Annotated in this window: 14 protein-coding genes; 10 read left to right on the top strand and 4 right to left on the bottom strand. The window is 37.8% G+C overall.

The window, feature by feature from the left end; translation table 11 throughout:
- Window positions 1-8: 8 nt before the first annotated feature.
- Window positions 9-311, bottom strand: coding sequence for a hypothetical protein (locus D0817_RS03275; protein WP_127336975.1), 303 nt, complete (start codon window positions 309-311; stop codon window positions 9-11).
- Window positions 312-774: 463 nt separating this feature from the next.
- Between D0817_RS03275 and D0817_RS03270 the strand changes: the two genes are divergently transcribed.
- The 5 genes from D0817_RS03270 (at window position 775) to D0817_RS03250 (ending at window position 6,862) form a co-directional block, all read left to right on the top strand.
- Window positions 775-1,335 carry a YdcF family protein gene (locus D0817_RS03270; RefSeq protein ID WP_127336974.1) on the top strand — a complete coding sequence of 187 codons (561 nt, stop codon included), beginning with the start codon at window positions 775-777 and terminating at the stop codon, window positions 1,333-1,335.
- Between the two features lie 67 nt (window positions 1,336-1,402).
- Window positions 1,403-2,155 carry a helix-turn-helix domain-containing protein gene (locus D0817_RS03265; protein WP_127336973.1) on the top strand — a complete coding sequence of 251 codons (753 nt, stop codon included), beginning with the start codon at window positions 1,403-1,405 and terminating at the stop codon, window positions 2,153-2,155.
- A gap of 67 nt (window positions 2,156-2,222) precedes the next feature.
- Window positions 2,223-3,383 (top strand): FAD-dependent oxidoreductase, encoded by a 1,161-nt coding sequence (locus tag D0817_RS03260; protein ID WP_127336972.1) that lies wholly within the window; start codon window positions 2,223-2,225, stop codon window positions 3,381-3,383.
- 416 nt (window positions 3,384-3,799) lie between these two features.
- Complete coding sequence (locus tag D0817_RS03255) at window positions 3,800-6,103, top strand: type IA DNA topoisomerase (RefSeq protein ID WP_127336971.1); 2,304 nt, start codon at window positions 3,800-3,802, stop codon at window positions 6,101-6,103.
- A gap of 279 nt (window positions 6,104-6,382) precedes the next feature.
- Entirely contained in the window at window positions 6,383-6,862 is a 480-nt protein-coding gene (locus D0817_RS03250) for a DUF6265 family protein (RefSeq protein WP_127336970.1), read from the top strand.
- A gap of 294 nt (window positions 6,863-7,156) precedes the next feature.
- On the opposite strand, the gene D0817_RS03245 is transcribed toward D0817_RS03250, so the two are convergent.
- A complete protein-coding gene (locus D0817_RS03245; RefSeq protein WP_127336969.1) occupies window positions 7,157-8,317 on the bottom strand; it encodes an MFS transporter in 1,161 nt (386 codons plus the stop codon).
- A gap of 254 nt (window positions 8,318-8,571) precedes the next feature.
- Here D0817_RS03245 and D0817_RS03240 point away from each other — a divergent pair, with 254 nt between their 5' ends.
- The 4 genes from D0817_RS03240 (at window position 8,572) to D0817_RS03225 (ending at window position 15,927) form a co-directional block, all read left to right on the top strand.
- The gene (locus tag D0817_RS03240; protein ID WP_127336968.1) at window positions 8,572-10,887 is read left to right on the top strand and encodes a TonB-dependent receptor; all 2,316 of its coding nucleotides are present in this window, start codon (window positions 8,572-8,574) and stop codon (window positions 10,885-10,887) included.
- Window positions 10,888-11,219: 332 nt separating this feature from the next.
- Window positions 11,220-11,945, top strand: a complete 726-nt coding sequence (locus tag D0817_RS03235) for a DUF4198 domain-containing protein (RefSeq protein WP_127336967.1) — start codon at window positions 11,220-11,222, stop codon at window positions 11,943-11,945.
- Window positions 11,946-12,168: 223 nt separating this feature from the next.
- A complete protein-coding gene (locus tag D0817_RS03230; RefSeq protein ID WP_127336966.1) occupies window positions 12,169-14,484 on the top strand; it encodes a TonB-dependent siderophore receptor in 2,316 nt (771 codons plus the stop codon).
- Between the two features lie 129 nt (window positions 14,485-14,613).
- Window positions 14,614-15,927 carry an APC family permease gene (locus D0817_RS03225; RefSeq protein ID WP_127336965.1) on the top strand — a complete coding sequence of 438 codons (1,314 nt, stop codon included), beginning with the start codon at window positions 14,614-14,616 and terminating at the stop codon, window positions 15,925-15,927.
- Window positions 15,928-16,074: 147 nt separating this feature from the next.
- Here the strand turns inward: D0817_RS03225 and D0817_RS03220 are convergent, their stop codons facing one another.
- A complete protein-coding gene (locus D0817_RS03220; protein ID WP_127336964.1) occupies window positions 16,075-18,708 on the bottom strand; it encodes a valine--tRNA ligase in 2,634 nt (877 codons plus the stop codon).
- A gap of 313 nt (window positions 18,709-19,021) precedes the next feature.
- Here D0817_RS03220 and D0817_RS03215 point away from each other — a divergent pair, with 313 nt between their 5' ends.
- Window positions 19,022-19,402 carry a DUF1573 domain-containing protein gene (locus D0817_RS03215; RefSeq protein ID WP_127336963.1) on the top strand — a complete coding sequence of 127 codons (381 nt, stop codon included), beginning with the start codon at window positions 19,022-19,024 and terminating at the stop codon, window positions 19,400-19,402.
- 105 nt (window positions 19,403-19,507) lie between these two features.
- Here D0817_RS03215 and D0817_RS03210 read toward each other — a convergent pair whose 3' ends face one another.
- Entirely contained in the window at window positions 19,508-19,996 is a 489-nt protein-coding gene (locus D0817_RS03210; protein WP_127336962.1) for a hypothetical protein, read from the bottom strand.
- Between the last annotated feature and the right edge of the window lie 142 nt (window positions 19,997-20,138).

The raw sequence follows: 20,138 nt of genomic DNA, 5'->3' as shown, positions 1-20,138 counted from the left end.
TTTGGTTATCATGCCTTCAAATGAATTTTGTGCAAATCATCCAGTAAACCCATTTCATCCTGCGGCAGCAATTGGAAAGCAATTTCAACTAAAGTCATGGCATTTATATTAGTGCTGTTATCCTGAAGCACCATAATACTTGCTTTTAGAAGATCTGAAATCATTAGTTGTAATTCATTATAAGACGATACTTTTAGGGTTACACTAAACGAATTGTCTATACGATTCTCTGGTTTTAATCTTGTGAAAAAATTAATTTTATTCATTATTTCTAAAAATTCTGTTACTACTTTGTGTTCTTTCTCTTCCATGGTTTTAATTTTTAATTGATTTTTTTGATGGAAACGAAATTACAAGTAACAGATTACTTTTAGGTGATCGTATAGAACTGGTTGTATGCAACTGATTGTATTCAACCGATATTGAAAGCTGTGTGAGGTTTGATTTTATTTTCACTTTCACACAGCGTTGTCGAACTTTATTTGTTTTTTTTAAATTTTACAACAGAAGTTTTACAACCATTATTTTTATTTTGTACGACTTAAAATCTCGATAATGGCCATGAAAATTGTTCTAAAAAACAATTCTAATTATTTTGGCTTGATAATGCTGATCATTGTAGGTCTTGTTTTTTGTAGTATTTCAATAGGAAATTTGCTAGGACATAATGATATATTTTAGCTAGCTAAATTAAAAAAAGTATAATCTTACTACTTTCGTAAAAAAAAACAGACTTTTCTTCATTCCAATACGCAAAACATTCTAACTGATTTTATGAAAAACCGAAGGTCAATATTTAAAGTATTCCTCACTCTGTTCCTACTTTGGTTCTTTGGACACATATTGTACATTACCATTGATGGCTTGAGCGATAACGGAAAAAAAGCAGATATTGCGGTTATTCTGGGCAATAAGGTCAACGAAGACGGAACGCTTTCCGAACGTCTGGAAAAACGTCTGGAATGCGGGCTAAACCTTTACCGAAATCATCGCGTGAAAAAAATAATCGTAAGCGGCGGCTTAGGAAAAGAAGGATATTATGAAGGTGATAAAATGAAAGCATTTTTAATTGCCAATAAAGTTCCTGATTCGGTTATAATTGTGGACAATCTGGGCAATAATACGCGTGCAACGGTAGACAATACCCTTAAACTAAAAGACAGCCTGCATTTTGAAAGTATACTTGTGGTGTCCCAATATTTTCATGTCACACGAACAAAAATGTTATTTAAAGAGCGCGGCTTTCAGAATGTCAGTAGTGTAAGTCCGAATTATTTTGAATTTAAAGATCTTTATTCCATCCTGCGGGAATTTGCCGGATATTATACACAATAAAAAAATCCTCTTGCAAATACTAAATAACTTAGTCTCTTTGTACCTTAGTGGCTAAATCTGTATTGAAATGAACAAAGACTTTTATTACAAATTTATCCTGCCGGAGCAGCCACTAGCTGACTTTGTGGAAAATATTGGAATGATTCATAACCAGTCAGATAAAGCAAAAGAAGTGATTCTAATGCCCGATGCAAGGGTTGATTTGTTTTTTTTGAAATCAGAAGCTGAACCTTTTCGTATTGCCCTTATAGGCCTGGAAACCGTTCCGGAGCAACAAAGCATTCCGCCACACACACTTGCCTTTAAAGTCAGTTTTAAACCGCTGGGGGTAGAATATCTCTTAAATACTTCTATTGCCGGACTTTTGAACAGTGCAAAATATTTGCCTCCCGATTTTTGGGGCATCACCGCAGCTGATTTAAAGGATTTCGATGCTTTTCATCAAAAAATACTACTTAAACTAAACGCACTTTTACCTGCAGCAATTGACGAAAGGAAACGCAAACTTTTCGATTTGATTTACACTTCCAATGGTGAAATCAAAGTTCAGGAGCTTTCCCAAAGAATCGACTGGAGCAGCAGGCAGATCAACCGGTATTTCAATAAACAATTCGGGCTTTCGCTCAATGCATTCTGCAAAATTTTACGTTTCAAGGCATCCCTGGGACATATCGCACAAGGCAGGCTTTTTCCGGAGCTTAACTTCACCGATCAGACGCACTTCATTAAGGAAATCAAGAAATTCTCCGGTGTAGTGCCCAGCGAATTATTAAAAAATAAAGATGACCGTTTTATACTATTAACCGTCCTGAAAGAGTAATAATTTTGTCCCGTTCGCAAGCAAGTAAGCCGGACGGAAATAAAATTAATCTAAAAATCAGACGAAAATGTTACTAGAAAATAAACAAGTCGCCATTGTGGGCGGCGGTCCCGGCGGACTTACATTAGCCAGACTTTTGCAATTGCAAAATGCAGCCGTAAAAGTCTATGAAAGAGATTTAAATAAAAATGCGAGAGTGCAGGGTTCGCCGCTGGACATGCACGAGGAATCGGGTTTGGCAGCGATTCACAAAGCCGGTTTATTTGAAGAATTTAAAACCAATTTTATGCCGGGTGCAGATAAGACACTGATCCTGGACGAGAATGCCACGATACACCTGAGTGATCACGACACCAGCCGTGAGGAAGATTTTGGCAATGCATATTTCAGACCTGAAATCGACCGTGGTGCACTGCGAAAAATGCTATTGGAATCCTTACAACCTGAAACCATCGTATGGGACAGTCATTTTCTTTCGATGGAAGCGCAAAATGAGGGCTGGTTACTGCATTTCAAAAACGGTACTTCAGTCTACGCCGATATCGTAATTGGTTCTGATGGTGCCAATTCTAAAATACGCCCGTACATCACCGATATTAAACCGTTTTATTCCGGTATAACAATGCTTGAGGGGACGATTTACGAATCTAAAAAAGCAGCACCTCATATCCACTCCTTACTCAACGGAGGTAAAATAATGGCATTCGGCGATACCAAAAATATCCTGATGGGACAAAAAGCCGAAGATGCCCTTGGGTTCTACGCCAGCTTTAAAACCGATGAACAATGGGCAGCAAAAAGTGGCCTTGACTATACGAATCCAACACAGATATTGGAATGGTTTAAAAAGGAATATCCGGAATGGAGCAGTATGTGGTACGAGCTCTTCGAAAATGTTTCAGTGCCTTTTATTCCGCGTCCTATTTATTCGATCCCTTTAGATCAGACCTGGACATCTTTGCCAAATGTTACCATCATTGGTGATGCGGCACATGTCATGCCCCCTTTTGCAGGTGAAGGTGCCAATATGGCCATGCTCGATGCTCTGGAGCTAAGTGAATACCTTACTTCTAATCAACATAAAACCATACCGCAAGCTATTGCAGCCTACGAAAACAAAATGCGCGAAAGAGCCGCAAAAGCTGCACAGGAATCACTGGAAAATGGCGAAAAAATGCATTCCAAAGACGCGCTGAAAACAATGTTGAACTTCTTTAGCGGGGAGTAGAGTTATTGAGTTGCTGAGGTTCTGAGTTGCTGAGGTTCTGAGAAAAACTTTGCGACTTCGCGTGATTCTAATTTTAGCTTTTTAATATAACTTCGAAATTTTCACGCAAAGACGCAAAAGCGCAAAGTTTTAAAATTTATAAAGAAAAAAACCTTTGCGACTTCGCGCCTTTGCGTGATTTTTTTTCAACCCAAATGCAAAATTTGCACGCAAAGTCGCAAAGACGCAAAAGCGCAAAGTAAAATTTTAACAAACAAAAAACGTCACACCTCTGTGCGAAACAAAATAAACCTCTGAACCTCTGCCTCTTTGCCTCTTTGAACCTATATACCCCAGGCTCTTTACACCTTTGTACCTCTATAATTTCAATACCAATTTCAAAATCCCTAATTTCGCTTTCAAATTAGAAAGAGAAAATGAAGGTCTGTATTGCTGAGAAACCAAGTGTAGCACGTGAAATCGCATCTGTTTTGGGCGCCAATACCAAACATGATGGCTATTACGAAGGCAATGGTTATGCCGTGACCTATACTTTTGGTCATCTATGTACCCTAAAAGAACCCAATGACTACAAACCCCACTGGAAAAGCTGGGACCTGAACAACCTGCCAATGCTTCCTGAAAAATTCGAAACCAAAGTAGTGCAGAATGCAGGAATCGAAAAGCAATTTAAAATTATAAAAAGCCTCTTTGACAAAGCCGAAGTGGTCATAAACTGCGGGGATGCCGGACAGGAAGGAGAACTCATTCAGCGTTGGGTGATGAACGAAGCGCATTACAAAGGCGAAGTGCAGCGCTTATGGATTTCCTCCCTGACTACAGAAGCCATAAAAGAAGGTTTTGAAAACTTAAAACCTTCTGCCAATTACGATAATTTATTCTATGCCGGTTTTTCCAGAGCGATTGGCGACTGGTTATTGGGAATGAATGCCACGCGTTTGTATACCGTAAAACATGGCGGTTACAAACAGGTATTGTCTATTGGCCGCGTGCAAACGCCAACACTGGCCATGGTGGTAGATCGTTTTAAGGAAATTGAAAACTTTAAACCACAACCCTACTGGGAACTGCAAACCTTATATCGTGAAACGCTTTTTAGTTATGAGGAAGGCCGCTTTTTGAAAAAAGAAGACGGTGAACTTCTGGCGAATAAAGTCAAGGAAAGTGAATTTGAAATTGTCTCCGTCGAAAAAAAGAACGGGAATGAATTTGCGCCGAAACTGTTTGACCTGACGGGATTACAGGTGTTTTGCAATACAAAATTCGGATTTTCGGCAGATGAAACGCTTAAAATTGCCCAAACGTTGTACGAACAAAAAGTAATTACATACCCCAGAGTGGATACTACTTTTTTACCCAACGATATTTATCCGAAAGTACAGGGAATTTTGCAAAAACTAACGGATTATGAAACGTTAACTCAGCCCATTTTAGAAAAAAAGATCAAAAAATCCCCTAAGGTTTTTAATGATAAAAAAGTGACCGATCACCATGCGATTATTCCAACAGGGGTACAAAGCAATCTGCAATACAATCAGCAACAGGTGTATGATATTATCACCAAACGTTTTATTGCTGTTTTTTATGACGACTGTCTGGTTGCCAATACAACGGTAGTAGGAAAAGCGGCTGACGTGATGTTTAAAACTACCGGAAAGGAAATCCTGAAAAAAGGATGGAGAATTGTTTTTGAAGATCCGAATGCCAAAGAAAAAGAAGCTGATTTGTTACCCAGTTTTGTGGTGGGCGAAAAAGGTCCGCATGAACCTTCGTTTTTAGAGAAAGAAACGAAACCACCCAATCAGTTTACCGAAGCGACTTTACTGCGGGCTATGGAAACTGCGGGAAAACATGTCGATGACGAAGATTTGCGCGAACTGATGAAAGAAAACGGTATCGGGCGTCCGTCAACGCGGGCGAATATTATCGAAACCCTTTTTAAGCGTCAGTATATTGTTCGAAACAAAAAACAGGTATTGCCAACGCCAACGGGAATCCAGCTGATAGAAACCATTCAGAATGAATTGATCAAATCGGCCGAATTGACGGGTTCCTGGGAGAAACAGCTGAAAGATATTGAAAAAGGAACTTTTACCGCCGCCGCATTTATCCGAAACATGAAACGAATGGTGGAAGCTTTGGTATACGAAGTTCGAAGTGAAACCAGACATGCTAATATTTCGCATGCAGCCACTACTGAAAAGGAAGTTGTAAAAACAGAAAAAAAGAAAGCAGACGGAATTTTGGCAGAAACCTGTCCGAAATGTAAAAAAGCCACGCTGGTAAAAGGAAAATCTGCCTACGGATGCGGCAATTACAAAGCGGGTTGTGATTTTCTTTTACCGTATACTTTTGCCGATAAAAAAATATCGGAAAACCAGTATTTAAGGCTGGTTCAAAAAGGATCAACCGTCAATATTAAAGGCTTTAAAACCGATGCGGGCACTGTAGAAGGCCTGATCCGTTTTGAAGAGAATTACAAACTCAAATTAGAGCCTAAAAAAACAGCTCCAAAAGCAAAAGCAGCTACCGCATCAGATGTTATAACCTGTCCGAAATGCAAAAAGGGAACAATCCTGAAGGGAAAAACTGCTTATGGCTGTGGCGATTATAAACTGGGCTGTGATTTTAAAGTCACTTTTGATGCCGTACGGGCGAAACTAAAAGACCAAAAGCCAACAAAAGAACTGGTGTATTCCATTTTGAATGAAAGTGTTTAATTTTTTTTGCCACAGATTATAGGATTAAAAAGATTTTTTTTTGCCACTAATTACACGAATCTTCACGAATTATTTTTAATAGCAGATACGCAAAAAGTATATTAAAATCATTTTAATCTTCCATCCCGATAGCTATCGGGAGTGGCATATTCTCGTATTATATTTGCATAAATAAATTCGCGAAAATTCGTGAAATTCGTGGCTAACTTTTTTTTAAAGCAGACTATTCTATTTTTTTATACATTAGCATAATCACAGTAACATCAAATACCTAATCCTATGTTTCAAAAAATTACACTTTTAATGCTTTTAGCAGTTGTTGTTTTTTCGTGTCAGAAAAAGGAATCTGTTGAAAAAGATAAAATCAAAATAGCAGACTGGCTGATTGGGAACTGGGAAAACAAATCACCTGACGGCTTGCTGACAGAAAATTGGCAAAAAGTAAACGATAGTACTTTCAGTGCGACTTCTTATTTTATAAAAGGAAAAGATACTTTGCATTTTGAAAAGATAGTCTTGTCTCAAAAAGGCGAAAAGCTGACGTACAGCGCGACAGTAAACGGGCAAAACAATGACAAGGCCATTGATTTTCCTTCGACAAGCGAAACTGAAACTAAATTGGTTTTCGAAAATCCACAGCATGATTATCCTCAGAAAATCACTTACACCAAAGGCGCTAATAATAGTTTGACTGCTGAAGTTACGGGAAAACTGCAGGGAAAACTGACTACGGAACGATTTATTATGGTGAAGAAGTAATTTACCTATCAGAATTTCACTCAAAGTCGCGAAGCTTTTTTAAAACTTGGCGACTTTGCGACTTTGCGTTAAAATTTCGCACTGCTCAAAATTAAAGTTATAATCACGCGAAGTCGCAGAGTCGCAAAGTTATTTTATTTGTGGCTTATGGAATTGCTACACCACTTAGAAATACCAAAATGAAGCGATTTTATGTAATTTTTTAAACCTGAATTCAGACCCGATTAAAAAATCGAAACTTCAACCATCAGAAAAAAGAAACAAAACTTAGCCCCTCAGCAACTTAAAAAAAACCTACTCCTTCTCCCCGATCTTATTGACCATTACAATCATCAGTATGCCTAAAAGCGCCATTACTAAAAAGGCCCATTTCATACTTAAATATTCAGATATAAATCCCACCATTGGCGGAACAAGTAAAAAACCAAGATAACCAATAGTGGAAATAGAGGTTAAAGCAGAACCGCTGCTTAATTTTGATGACCTTCCGGCAATGCTAAACACTAACGGAACCACGCAGGAAACCCCAAATCCGATTAAGACATACCCAAAAATAGTGGGATACACATACGGAAAAAGAAAACAAATGGAAAATCCTAAAGTGATAAAAATACCGCTGTAAAACAGAATTCGTTTCGTACCAAATTTCATCACTCCGTAGTCTCCGAACAAACGCCCTAAAGTCACGGCGGTCGCAAAAAATACAAATGCGGCACTCGTTAACTTTGGAGAAGCATGCAGAATATTTTCAAAATAGATACCGCTCCAGTCGTACATCGTATTTTCACAAGCCATAGAAACAAAACAAATCAGGGCAAACTTGACCAGGTTTTTTTCCGGCATCGAAAAGAACTTCTTTTTAACCGGTACCGGATTATTATGAATACTCAACGGATAAAAACAAGCCGTAAGACCCAGCATAAAAATACTTACTCCCAATAAATGATGTGACGGCGCAATATGCTGCGTTACCATGATATACCCTAATCCTGCGCCTGAAAAAACGGCTATACTCCAAACCGCATGAAAACGGGTGATGATAGATTTTGGATATAATTTCTGAACCTCAAGGGATTGTGCGTTAATCGATAAATTGAAAATATTTCGGGAAGCTCCAAAAATCAGAAGGATGAGAACCAACTGCCATACAAAAGCAGCCAAACCGGGTAAAGACAGCACGATATTAAACATGATTGCCCCTATCAGCATGATATAACGACTGCTGTATTTGTTGAGTAACATTCCTGTAAACGGCATAGTCAGCATTAAACCTATCGGAAAGGCAAATAACACAGCGCCAAATTCAGCTTCAGATAAATGCAGCTGTGCCTGTATGTGCGGAATGCGTGATACCCAGGAAGAATATCCAAATCCGGAGAGGAAAAAAAATACGGTGTTTGCTATACGGAATCCTCGGGGTGTGTTTTGTATTTTTTTAAAAAAAGGTAAAATCATGAGGACGGTTTCATTTAATGCCGCAAAATTAAGGTTTTGAAGTGTAATTTCTACCCTTTTTACCTTTTTTATAATGTCATAATTATGAACCACTTAACTTCCCGCTGACAAATTTTAAAAAAAGTTTACCCAAAATATCACAAAAAGTATCTCAAATCAAATGAAATAATGTTTGGTAAGGAAATACTATTTTTTACATTTGCACTGTTTTTATTCAATCTAAATAATTATAAACAAACCAAATTTTAAACGCCATGAAATTAAAAACAGTACAACATTCCAGATATTTCCTTTTGGCCAGCATGCTGTTTTCAGTCTTTACAGCACTGGGACAGCAAAGCAACGGAAAAATAAAAGGAAACATCACAACCTCTGACGGCAAGCCCGCAGCTGACGTAAATCTAATCCTGAAAGACTCAAAATATGGTACCAGTGCCAATGAATACGGCGCTTTTGAATTTAGCAAAGTAAAGGCCGGTTCGTACACCTTACAGGTTTCCCTGACCGGGTATGAAACTTTGGAACAAGAGGTAAGCGTGACAGAAAGTGAAACTACCACGCTTAATTTACAATTGAATGTTTCGGATAAAGAGTTAAAGGAAGTGATCATTAACAATGATAAAATGATTTCCAAAAAAACCGATTATGTGTCGCGCATGCCCTTAAAAAATCTGGAAAATCCGCAGGTATATAATGTGATAACGAAAGAAGTTTTAAAGGAACAAATCGCAATTGATATTAAAAGTGCCGTACAAAACGCACCTGGCGCCGTGCCGATTATTTTTCCTTCAGGAGGTTTAGGAATTACCTTCAGAGGTTTCAATACAGGCATTAATGCGAGAAACGGAATGGAAACGGTTTCCGGAAGAAGCTCTGTTTCTGTTGACAATGTGGAGCGTATCGAAATCATGAAAGGACCATCCGGAACTTTATTCGGATCTTCGGTTTCTTCTTTTGGAGGTGTCGTGAATCTGGTGACCAAAAAACCTTTCGAGGCAACAAAAACCGAAATAGCCTACACTGGCGGAAGTTTCGGACTCCACCGTGTTGCACTGGATCTTAACACGCCACTGACACATGATAATAAAGTATTGTTTCGCTTAAATGCCTCTCTGAGTACCGAAAATAGTTTTTTGAACTACGGTTTTAATAAAACATTTCTTTTTGCTCCAAGCTTTATTTACAAGGCAACAGACAAACTTACCTTCAGTGTTGACACCGAAATTTACAATACTAACAATACACGCCCAATGTATGCACGCTCTTATGGCGCCGGAATTACAAATCCAAACGATATTAAACTGGATTACAGAAAAACGTTATTCAACGATGATGCGGATGCCCAAACCTCTTCTTCAAAAGTGTATGTTCAGGCTGAATATAAATTATCCGACAATTGGAAATCTACTACTCTTTTTTCTTTTGTAGACGAAGATGTAGATCACAGTTATCAATATTATACGTCATGGAGTTCGCCAACACAAGTAAGCAGAAGCGTTTCCCGTTATGGACCGGTAGTGAACAAATACACCAATTTTCAGGAAAATATTAATGGTGAATTTTCTACAGGAAGCATTAAACACAAATTATTACTGGGTGCTAATTATAGATTTACAAAAACAGCTTTTACTTATGGTACAACAGGAATTCTGGATAATATTGACATTACGCAGCCTTATGAACCTACTAGCAGAAAAGCGGTTGATGCAGTAGTATCGGAGGTGGTATATCCTGTTCCGGAAGAAAATACCTTTAGTGTTTATGCTTCTGATGTCATTAATTTTACAGATCGTCTTTCTGCTATGTTAAGTCTTCGCCTGGACAATTTTGTTCAGAAAAAGATAGGAGAAACAGGAGGATATAACCAAACTGCCTTGTCTCCTAAATTAGGTTTGGTCTACCAGGTTATTGAAGATCAGGTTTCGGTATTCGGAAATTATATGAATGGTTTTCAAAATGCCGCTCCGGTATCGCAACCTGATGAATCACAGCTAATTTTAGATCCGATCTACGCCAATCAGTATGAAGGCGGTATCAAAGTGGAAGCTTTTGACAAAAAACTAAGCACAACCATCAGTTATTACAGCATCAATATTGATAATGCTTTGCGAACAGATGGTGATGGCTATAGTTTTCAGGATGGCAAACAGGTAAGTAAAGGTTTCGATTTTGAAATTATTGCAGCTCCTGTGGCAGGTTTAAATATTATCGCCGGCTATGCTTACAACGACAACCAGTTAAAATCTTCAGATCCGGCTGTCGGAGAAATGAAATCGTCTAATGCTCCGGAAAATGTAGTCAACTTCTGGCTGTCTTATAAGTTTCAAAATGTACTAAAAGGCTTCGGACTTGGGTTTGGAGGCAATTATGTTGACAAGCAATACAAATTTGATGATGAGGGCTTTTTCGTTCCGTCCTACTCTCTTTATAATGCCGCTTTGTTTTATGACCAGCCAAAATGGAAAGTCGGGGTGAAATTAAATAATCTTACCGATCAAAAATACTGGGATGCTTATGGGGTTCCACAGGCTCCGTTAAACTTCTTAGTGAACTTAACATTGAAGTTTTAATATAAACTTTACAGCCCTTCGACTTCGCTCAGGGAGACTGATCTGCGTATCAAAAGGAACTAATCGTAAAAAATTAGTTCCTTTTTTAATTTACTTCTAATCTGTTTTCAGTTGTCAGGCTGAGCGTAGTCGAAGCTCCGTACCTAAGGGCCTTCTACTTCGCTCAGGGTGACAACAAAATAGTACTTAAATTGTACTCTTTTCTTAAAAGTAAAGGCTAAAAGACAATGCTCCAATCTTCTTATTAATAATTATTCTAAATAAATATTGTAAAACTAAGATGTAAACTTTACATTTGTAATTATAAATAATAACTCATTTAATTAAGTCTTATGAAATCAAATACTTTAAAAACAATAACCTTTTTACTTTTAATGTTGGTTGCTTCTCCGCAACTGTTTGCCCACGCGCTCTGGATCGAAACTAAAGCAACCGGAACAAAAGGAAAAGCTCAGGAAATCTCAGTGTACTTCGGAGAATTCTCTGAAAATGATATTACAAAAGCTGACAAATGGTTTTCTGATTTAAAAGACTTTTCTTTAATAGTAGTCAGCCCTTCAAAAAAAGAAACCAGGCTTACTGCAAAAGCCCTCGACAATAAATACCAGGCCTTCTTTACACCGGATGAAGATGGGGTGTATACGATTGTGATGCACCATACGGTGGGTGAAGTTTACGGAACAATGAAATTAGATTACAACTCGAGTGCCACTGTAGTGGTTGGAAACAAAACCGCCGGAAATTACGCCACGGCCAATAAAAACCAAATCGGCGTGTTTTCTGAGAATGCTGATGTAGCCAAAAAGAATGATAAAATATCCGGATTTGCTTTATATGACGGTGCTTCTGCAAAAGCAACAAAAATTAAGGTAATTGCTCCGAACGGCTGGGAAAAAGAATTATGGACAGACGATAAAGGTTTATTTTCTTTTACACCAATCTGGTCCGGTAATTATATGGTTGAATATGCTCATACTGAAAAATCTGCCGGCGAACATAACGGAAAAAAATATGATGAAATCTGGAAAATGGCTACTTACCAAATTACGGTTAAGTAAAAATTTTAAAAAATACCTTCCTCTTACTGAAAACGGGACTTATTGAAAAATAGGTCCCGTTTTTTATAAATAACTCATTTACTTTAAGTTGCTAAAAAGCAGTAGCAATCTTTAGCTTTTCTTAAGCTAATCTTAAGACAACCTTAAGACAAATAAATTTCAATCACCTGAAGTCAGGGTTACTTTTGCGGAAATTATTTTTATTTATTCCAAATAAGACAGTATGAAATATATTTTACTTTTCACATTTTCAATTATAAGCCTTGCTGCCTACAGTCAGCAGTATACCAGCAATGATGGGGGCTCTGCTATCCATGATACCGTAAAAAATAAAAAAGGGGAAATCCTTAATGAAGTATTGATTACGACCAACAGGGAACCTAAACCTGTCACAGCGGTTCGTTCGGGTTTAAAACCAATGGACAATCCGCAAAGCATACAAGTGATCGGATCTGATGTAATCGAGCAGCAGCAAGCGATTCGTTTAAGTGAAGTTATCAAAAATGCCAATGGTGTTTACGTAGGTTCTGCCCGTGGCGGAGCTCAGGAATCTTTTTTCTCGAGAGGATATGACATGTCTGCCAACAATATGTTTAAAAATGGTTTTCGTTATAATGCCGGTTCTATTCCTGATGTTTCCGGCTTGGAAAAAGTGGAATTTCTAAAAGGAGGTTCTGCGTTATTATTCGGAAATGTGGCACCGGGCGGAATTTTAAATCTGGTAACCAAAACGCCATCATTTAAAAAAGGCGGTGAGATTGCGATGCAAATGGGAAGTTATGCTTTCTACAAACCTTCTTTTGATTTTTACGGGCCACTTAGTAAATCTATTGCTTTTAGAATAAACGGTTCTTATGAAAACTCAGAAAGTTTCAGGGATGTGGTGAAAAATGAGCGTTTGTACGTGAATCCTTCCTTGCTTTTTGCCGTAAGCCCTAAAACGCAAATTAACGTTCAGGGAGATTACCTGACTGCAGACTGGACTCCTGATTTCGGAACGGGAATTGTCGGAAAAAAAATCCTGGATATTCCGCGCAGTGAATTTTTCGGATCTCTTTGGTCTAATGGAAATACCAAGTCGGCCAGTGCTTCTGCATTACTAAACCATGATTTCAATAAAAACTGGAAACTTAATTTCAATAGTTCTTTCCAGACTTACGACAGAACTCAAAAATCAACAGCCCAATTATCGACTGTTACAGAAAATGGCGACTGGAACAGGGGGTTGACTCAAAATAAAAACTTAGAGCAAATATTGGGAGACCAGTTAAGCTTGCAGGGAACCTTTAATACAGGAGCGGTTAAACATCAGATCTTCACAGGAGCAGATTGGGAAAATTCGTTTGCAACGGCTTATACCTATGCTTTTAATGAAAAGTTTCTGGTAACTGCCACAAATCCTGACGGATCTCCAAAAACATATGATCCAAGCATTTACGATAAAATCAATCTTTACGATTTCGATCCTTCGACACAAAGAAATGATATTCCTAATGCCCGCGCTACGCAGATTGCAAAAACAGAAACCAATCGTTTTGGGGTCTATTTCCAGGATTTAATTTCGATTACCGAAAAATTAAAAGTGCTGGCAGGTATCCGTTGGTCCTGGCAGGAAGCAGAAGTAACTACGTATAAAGAAATACTGACTGCCGGAGTTCAAACGACAGCACCGGAAAAAACAACTCCTGTTGTTGGTGCTAAAAAACTGGACAACGCTTTTTCTCCAAAAGTTGGATTGATCTTCCAGTCAATAAAAGAAATCTCATTATTTGGTAGTTATTCAAGTTCCTTTACACCAAACACCGGAACAACTGTCGATTTACAGCCTATAGAGTCGTCTATCATTGACCAATACGAAGCTGGTATCAAAACCGATTTCTTAAACGGATTATTAAGTGCGAATGTAACGGTTTACCAGATTACGAACAGTAATTTAGCACAAACAGCCCCTAACAAAGCAGACGGAAGTTTAAATACTGATACTACTTTAAAAATATTAGGCGGAAGCACAAAAAGTAAAGGTATTGAAATTGATGTTACTGCAAAACCTTTAGACGGATTAGCAGTAAGTGCGGGGTATAGCTACAACGATATGCGTTATACCAATACTTCAGGCACTAACGGAAGTTTTGTTGAAGGGGATCGCGTAGCAAGAACACCAAGAAACACAGCAAATCTTAGTTTCTTCTACAAAGTACCCGAAGGAATGTTAAAAGGGATAACTTTTGGCGCAATAGGCAATTATATCGGTGACCGTTTAGGCGGATGGAATGATGATTACCAATGGACAGCCGTTAAACCAACACCTGCCATTCCAAAACCGGATCCGGCTTACATTGTAACCATCAGAGATCGTGATATCCCATTAGAAGGCTATACTACAATTGATGTTTCTGCGGGTTATGAATGGAGAAGATTTTCTATCCTGTGCAAATTGTCCAATATTACAAACGAATTAAACTATACCGTGCACGAAAATTACAGTGTGAATCCGATAGCGCCTCGTCAGATTTTGACAAGTCTTCGTTATAAATTCTAAAAATCTGAATTCAATTATTTTCAGCATACAAAACCTCATTTAGTAACAGATGAGGTTTTTGCTTTTAACAAAAGAAAGTGTTTTAATTATATTTACTTTTGCCCATCAAATCATAACAAAACCTTTAACATGTCAGATTCCAAAAAGAACCAACTCAAAAAAACCCTTGGCCTAAGTTTTAATATTGCTGTATTAATCGGAGGTACCATCGGAGTTGGGATTTTACGAACTCCGGGCACGATTGCGGGATTATTAGATAATTACTGGCTGATTATTGCTTCCTGGCTTTTTGGCGGTTTGTTCGTTTTAATAGGTGCCAACTCGTATGCCGAACTGGCGACTATGCTTCCGAAAGCCGGAGGATCTTACAACTATATCAAAAGAGCTTTTGGCGATTATGCCGGTTTCTTATCAGGCTGGTTTGATTATATTACCAATGCCATTCCGCCTGCCTTTTATTGTATTGTCATCAGCGAATATATTATTATTTTGTTTCCGTTTTTGGGAAATTATTCGAGCGTGATTGCTATTTCGTTATTAGTGGCTTTTGTATTATTACACTTAAGCGGTGTAAAAAACGGAAGCGCCTTTCAGCAAATAACGAGTTTTCTAAAAGTAATTTGTTTTGTCTGTCTGGTGGTAGCCTGTTTTATGTATTCGGGCGTGAAAGTACCTGTTATAGAAAAGGACAATTCTTTCTTTCAGATTGGTTTATTATTTGGAATTTTCAAATCGCTTCAGTTAATCATCGGAACTTATAATGGCTGGAACAGCGTTTGCTTTTTTGCAGAGGAAAATGATGATCCGGGTAAAAATATTCCGCGTTCTTTGTACAGCGGGGTTTTACTGGTAATTGCAATTTATGTGCTGCTGAACCTTGCTTTTTTCCATGTTTTATCTCTGGAAACGATCGCAAAATCTAATTTGGCCGCTGCCGAAGTGGCCAGCATTATTTTTGGAAAAAACGGAGCTGCGATCGTTATCGTAATTTCTATCTTTTCACTGATTAGTATTTTGAACGCTTTTATGATGATTCCGCCAAGAATCTTATTCGGATTAAGCAGAGACGGATTTTTCATCGAAAAAGGAACAAAAGTCAACAAAGGCGGTACCCCCATTATTGCTTTGTTAGTGTCATCCTTATTCAGTTTGTTCTTAATTTGTATCGGTTCGTTTGAAGTGCTGTTTTCATTTGCGGCCTTTACCTCTGTTATCGTCTGGGGACTGGCTTATTTCTCGCTTTTAAAATTAAGAACATCAGAACCTGATTTACCAAGACCTTATCGTTCGAAATTCCATCCCTGGCTGACTATTTTAGCTATTATTGTTTCACTTGCGCTTCTGGTGGGTTTTGTTTACAGTGATCCTAAAGGTTTCGGAATTATAGTAGTGATTACCTTGATATCTTATCCTTTGTTTTTGATTTTGAAGAGAAGGAAATAATTTACATAAGCTTGTCATTTATCAGATGTACTTAATCCACACAGTACGTTACGGGCTGGATGTGATTTTCTCCTTCGTCGAAATGACAAAAAAAATGGGCTGTCTTTTTAAGACAGCCCATTTTTTTATTTATAGAAACCTGATTCTTTATTTCAAACCGGCTAGACTTTGCTCAATTGTAGCAATTTTTGCCAATGCATCCGCTTCTTTTTGTCTTTCGTTAGCTAAAACTTTTTCCGGTGCTCCGGCAACAAATTTTTCATTGGCCAGCTTTGACTGCACTGATTTTAAGAAACCTTGTGTGTACACGAGTTCTGCATTCAGTTTGGCAATTTCAGCTTCAACGTCAATATTTCCGGTAATCGGAATAAAATATTCATTTGACTTTACACGGAAAGATAATGCGCCGTCCACTTTATCGGATACATATTCCAGTGCAGTAATATTTCCCAGTTTGGTGATCACCGAATCAAAGTAAGTGGAAGCTTTATCGTTGTTTACGGCTTTCAGTTCAATGGCATCCTTAAACGGAATATTCTTGTCTTTACGAATGGTTCTGATTCCTGAAATTACTTCAATTGAATTTTCAAAATCGGTTATTAATTTCGCGTCAAATGATTTTAACTCCGGCCAGGTGGAAACAATTAAAGCTTCTTCCGGAGTTCTGTCGGCAATTAAATGCCAGATTTCCTCTGTCAGGAAAGGCATAAACGGATGCAGCAATTTCAGGTTGCTTTCCAGCATTTCGATGGCTTTATCAAAAGTCTTTTTGTCAATTGGCTGCTGGTAGGCAGGTTTGATCATTTCAAGGAACCACGAACAGAAATCATCCCAAACCAGTTTATAAATGGCCATTAAGGAATCTGAAATTCTGTATTTCTCGAAATTGTCTTCAATGTCAACCAGTGTCTGCTGCAATTTCGCTTCATACCATTCGATTGCTACTTTTGATGCTTCCGGCTGTGGAATAGTTGCTGAAACCTCCCATCCTTTAATTAGTTTAAAGGCATTCCAAATTTTATTAGAAAAGGCTTTCCCCTGGTTACACAGTTCTTCATCAAACATAATATCGTTTCCGGCAGAAGCGCTTAAAAGCAATCCTACACGAACACCATCGGCACCGAATGTATCGATTAATTCTAAAGGATCAGGAGAATTTCCTAATGATTTAGACATCTTACGACGTTGTTTGTCACGTACCAAACCTGTCAGGTATACATTTGTAAATGGTTTTTCCCCGGCATATTCGTAACCCGCAATAATCATTCTCGCCACCCAGAAAAACAAAATATCCGGACCGGTTACCAAATCATTGGTCGGATAGTAATATTTAAAATCTTCACTTTCCGGATCCATTATTCCGCCAAAAACGGACATTGGCCATAACCAGGAAGAAAACCAGGTATCTAAGGCGTCAACATCTTGTTTTAAGTTGTCGGTTGTTAGTTGTTGGTTGTTGGTTTTAGCTTGTGCTAATTTTAATGCGTCTTCGATATTTTCTGCTACTACGAAATCTTCTTTTCCGTCTCCGTAATAATAGGCCGGGATTTGTTGTCCCCACCATAACTGACGGGAAATATTCCAGTCGCGAATATTGTTTAGCCAGTGTGCATACGTATTTTCGAAACGTTTTGGATGCAATTTAATATCTCCGTCAACCAAAACTGATTTAATTGCCGGTTTTACTAAATCTTCCATTTTCAAAAACCACTGGTCTGATAATCTTGGCTCGATTACCGCTTTGGTTCTTTCAGACGTTCCAACTTTATTTAAATGGATTTCGGTTTTCGCCAAAGCTCCAATTTCTTCTAATTCTTTTGCGATTTCGGTACGAACTACAAAACGGTCTTTCCCCTGATAATGCAATCCGAAGCTGTTTAAAGTAGCATCTTCATTGAAAATATCAACGATTTCAAGATTATGTTTTTCTCCTAACGTTTTATCGTTCATATCATGCGCCGGAGTTACTTTTAAACATCCGGTTCCGAATTCGATATCTACATACTCATCTTCAATAATCGGAATTACTCTTCCACAAATAGGAACGATGGCGCTTTTACCTTTTAAATGTGTAAAACGTTCATCATTCGGATTGATACAGATCGCAGTATCCCCGAAAATTGTTTCCGGACGTGTTGTGGCGATGGTTAAGAAATCTTCAGAACCTTCAATTTTATATTTTAAGAAAAATAATTTTCCCTGTTGTTCTTCGTAAATTACTTCTTCGTCAGACAAAGTGGTTTTCGCTTCCGGATCCCAGTTAACCATTCGGTATCCCCTGTAAATTAATCCTTTGTTGTATAAATCGACAAAAGAACGAATTACAGAAGCCGACATGTCCGGATCCATCGTAAATTTGGTACGTTCCCAGTCGCAGGAAGCACCTAATTTTTTAAGCTGGTCTAAAATTACACCACCGTATTTATCGGTCCACTCCCAGGCATGGGCCAAAAATTCTTCGCGTGTTAAATCATTTTTATTGATTCCTTCCGCTTTCAGTTTCGCTACTACTTTTGCTTCTGTAGCAATAGAGGCGTGATCTGTTCCCGGAACCCAGCAGGCGTTAAATCCTTTCAGACGCGCGCGGCGAATTAAAACATCCTGAATGGTATTATTCAGCATGTGCCCCATGTGAAGGACTCCTGTGACGTTTGGCGGCGGAATTACAATTGTATAAGGTGTTCTATGATCTGGTTCTGAATGAAAATAGTTGTTTTTCATCCAGTAATCATACCATTTGTTCTCGATCGTCTTAGCGTCAAATTGTGCAGGAATACTCATTTATAGGTTTGTTTAATCGTGGATATGTTTAATCTTTAATTGGTGTAATTGTTTAATCGTTAAATTGTTGGTTTGTTTAGTCGCTGCGTCCTTAATCGTTGATTGCTTTTTGGTACATTGAAACCAAAATTTTATGAATCAATTAAATGACTAAACCGTTAAACAATTAAACCAAAACAAAACTGGTTCAATTTTTGCAATTGTAACTGACAGCAAAAGTAAATAATTAAGTACATTATAAAAAGAGAAATAATAATTTGTGTATTAATTAAAACAGAGTATATTTACTTACAACTTAAAAAAAAAAATTCGCATGAAAAATGTAGCCACTTTTATTGTAATCGCATTGTTTAGTACAATTGGGTATGCACAAAACGGGCCAAAAATTGAATTTTCAGCCCCGGACAACACCATTGATTACGGAAAAATCTCAAAAAATGATAATGGACTTCGATCTTTCGAATTTACCAATACCGGAGATGCCCCATTATTAATCATCGGAGCAGAATCTACAGTTAGCTCGATAGTGGTAACAAAACCTGCCGCTGCAATTCAGCCTGGAAAAAAAGGAAAAATCGATGTCAAGTACAATATGGCTGCCGGCCCAATCCGTAAAACCATTACAGTCGAAACCAATGCCGTGAATTATCCTGACGGCAGAGTCGCCCTTAAAATTAAAGGAGAAGTCTTGTAAAAAAATTAAATTCTGAAAATAACAAAAGCCGTTTCTAATTGAAACGGCTTTTTTATAAAATAAACCCAACAGGTTTTAAAAATCTGTCGGGTTCGAAATGTATCTTTATTTTGATTTTTCCGTACAGTCAGCAACGTCAAATTTATATTTCACTCTTTCAAAATCGATAGGTTTGTCTTTAACCAGGTAGGTAACTCCCATCGTAGTCTGCATGGTTCCGTTTCCTAAAATAAGTTGTTTCTCACGTTTTAGAAATGCCATTGGATTTTTGAACGTTTTATTTTTATTGGTTATTTCCTGAAAAGTATAATCTGCAAATAAGGTATCTCCATGAAATTCTCCTTTGATTTCGCCTGTTTTTTCAGGTGCTCCAAAGACCTTCATACTCATGTTTCCGCTTAGTTTTCCACTTTTTAAGGTATTCAGCTTTAAATCGATAGTATCTTTCTCATATACCGCTTTGTAACATTCGGTACTTACGATCTTTTCGGTATCTGCTTTGGCAGCTCCTGCTTCTTTTTGGGTTTCATCTTTTTTACAGCTTTGGAGTCCAATGCAAGCTACCAGTAAACAGGATATCGCTAGATTTTTCATAATTGTTGTTTTTTTAAGTCATTGTTATTCTATAAAATTAAATAAAAAAGAAGCTAAAAAAAAGCTTCTAAATTAAAAATTCAATTTAATAAAAAACAAACCCTTTAGGTTTTAAAAACCTGAAGGGTTTAGTTTACATAAG

Source organism: Flavobacterium cupreum (assembly GCF_003996965.1).
In the GTDB taxonomy this organism is placed as follows: Bacteria; Bacteroidota; Bacteroidia; order Flavobacteriales; family Flavobacteriaceae; genus Flavobacterium; species Flavobacterium cupreum.
The sequence above is the reverse complement of the archived record's forward strand: the minus strand, read 5'-3'. Positions and strand labels throughout refer to the sequence as shown.

Coding starts and splice junctions, on each gene's coding strand:
- D0817_RS03275 (WP_127336975.1), bottom strand. CDS start 311: ATGGAAGAGAAAGAACACAAAGTAGTAACAGAATTTTTAGAAATAATG.
- D0817_RS03270 (WP_127336974.1), top strand. CDS start 775: ATGAAAAACCGAAGGTCAATATTTAAAGTATTCCTCACTCTGTTCCTA.
- D0817_RS03265 (WP_127336973.1), top strand. CDS start 1,403: ATGAACAAAGACTTTTATTACAAATTTATCCTGCCGGAGCAGCCACTA.
- D0817_RS03260 (WP_127336972.1), top strand. CDS start 2,223: ATGTTACTAGAAAATAAACAAGTCGCCATTGTGGGCGGCGGTCCCGGC.
- D0817_RS03255 (WP_127336971.1), top strand. CDS start 3,800: ATGAAGGTCTGTATTGCTGAGAAACCAAGTGTAGCACGTGAAATCGCA.
- D0817_RS03250 (WP_127336970.1), top strand. CDS start 6,383: ATGTTTCAAAAAATTACACTTTTAATGCTTTTAGCAGTTGTTGTTTTT.
- D0817_RS03245 (WP_127336969.1), bottom strand. CDS start 8,317: ATGATTTTACCTTTTTTTAAAAAAATACAAAACACACCCCGAGGATTC.
- D0817_RS03240 (WP_127336968.1), top strand. CDS start 8,572: ATGAAATTAAAAACAGTACAACATTCCAGATATTTCCTTTTGGCCAGC.
- D0817_RS03235 (WP_127336967.1), top strand. CDS start 11,220: ATGAAATCAAATACTTTAAAAACAATAACCTTTTTACTTTTAATGTTG.
- D0817_RS03230 (WP_127336966.1), top strand. CDS start 12,169: ATGAAATATATTTTACTTTTCACATTTTCAATTATAAGCCTTGCTGCC.
- D0817_RS03225 (WP_127336965.1), top strand. CDS start 14,614: ATGTCAGATTCCAAAAAGAACCAACTCAAAAAAACCCTTGGCCTAAGT.
- D0817_RS03220 (WP_127336964.1), bottom strand. CDS start 18,708: ATGAGTATTCCTGCACAATTTGACGCTAAGACGATCGAGAACAAATGG.
- D0817_RS03215 (WP_127336963.1), top strand. CDS start 19,022: ATGAAAAATGTAGCCACTTTTATTGTAATCGCATTGTTTAGTACAATT.
- D0817_RS03210 (WP_127336962.1), bottom strand. CDS start 19,996: ATGAAAAATCTAGCGATATCCTGTTTACTGGTAGCTTGCATTGGACTC.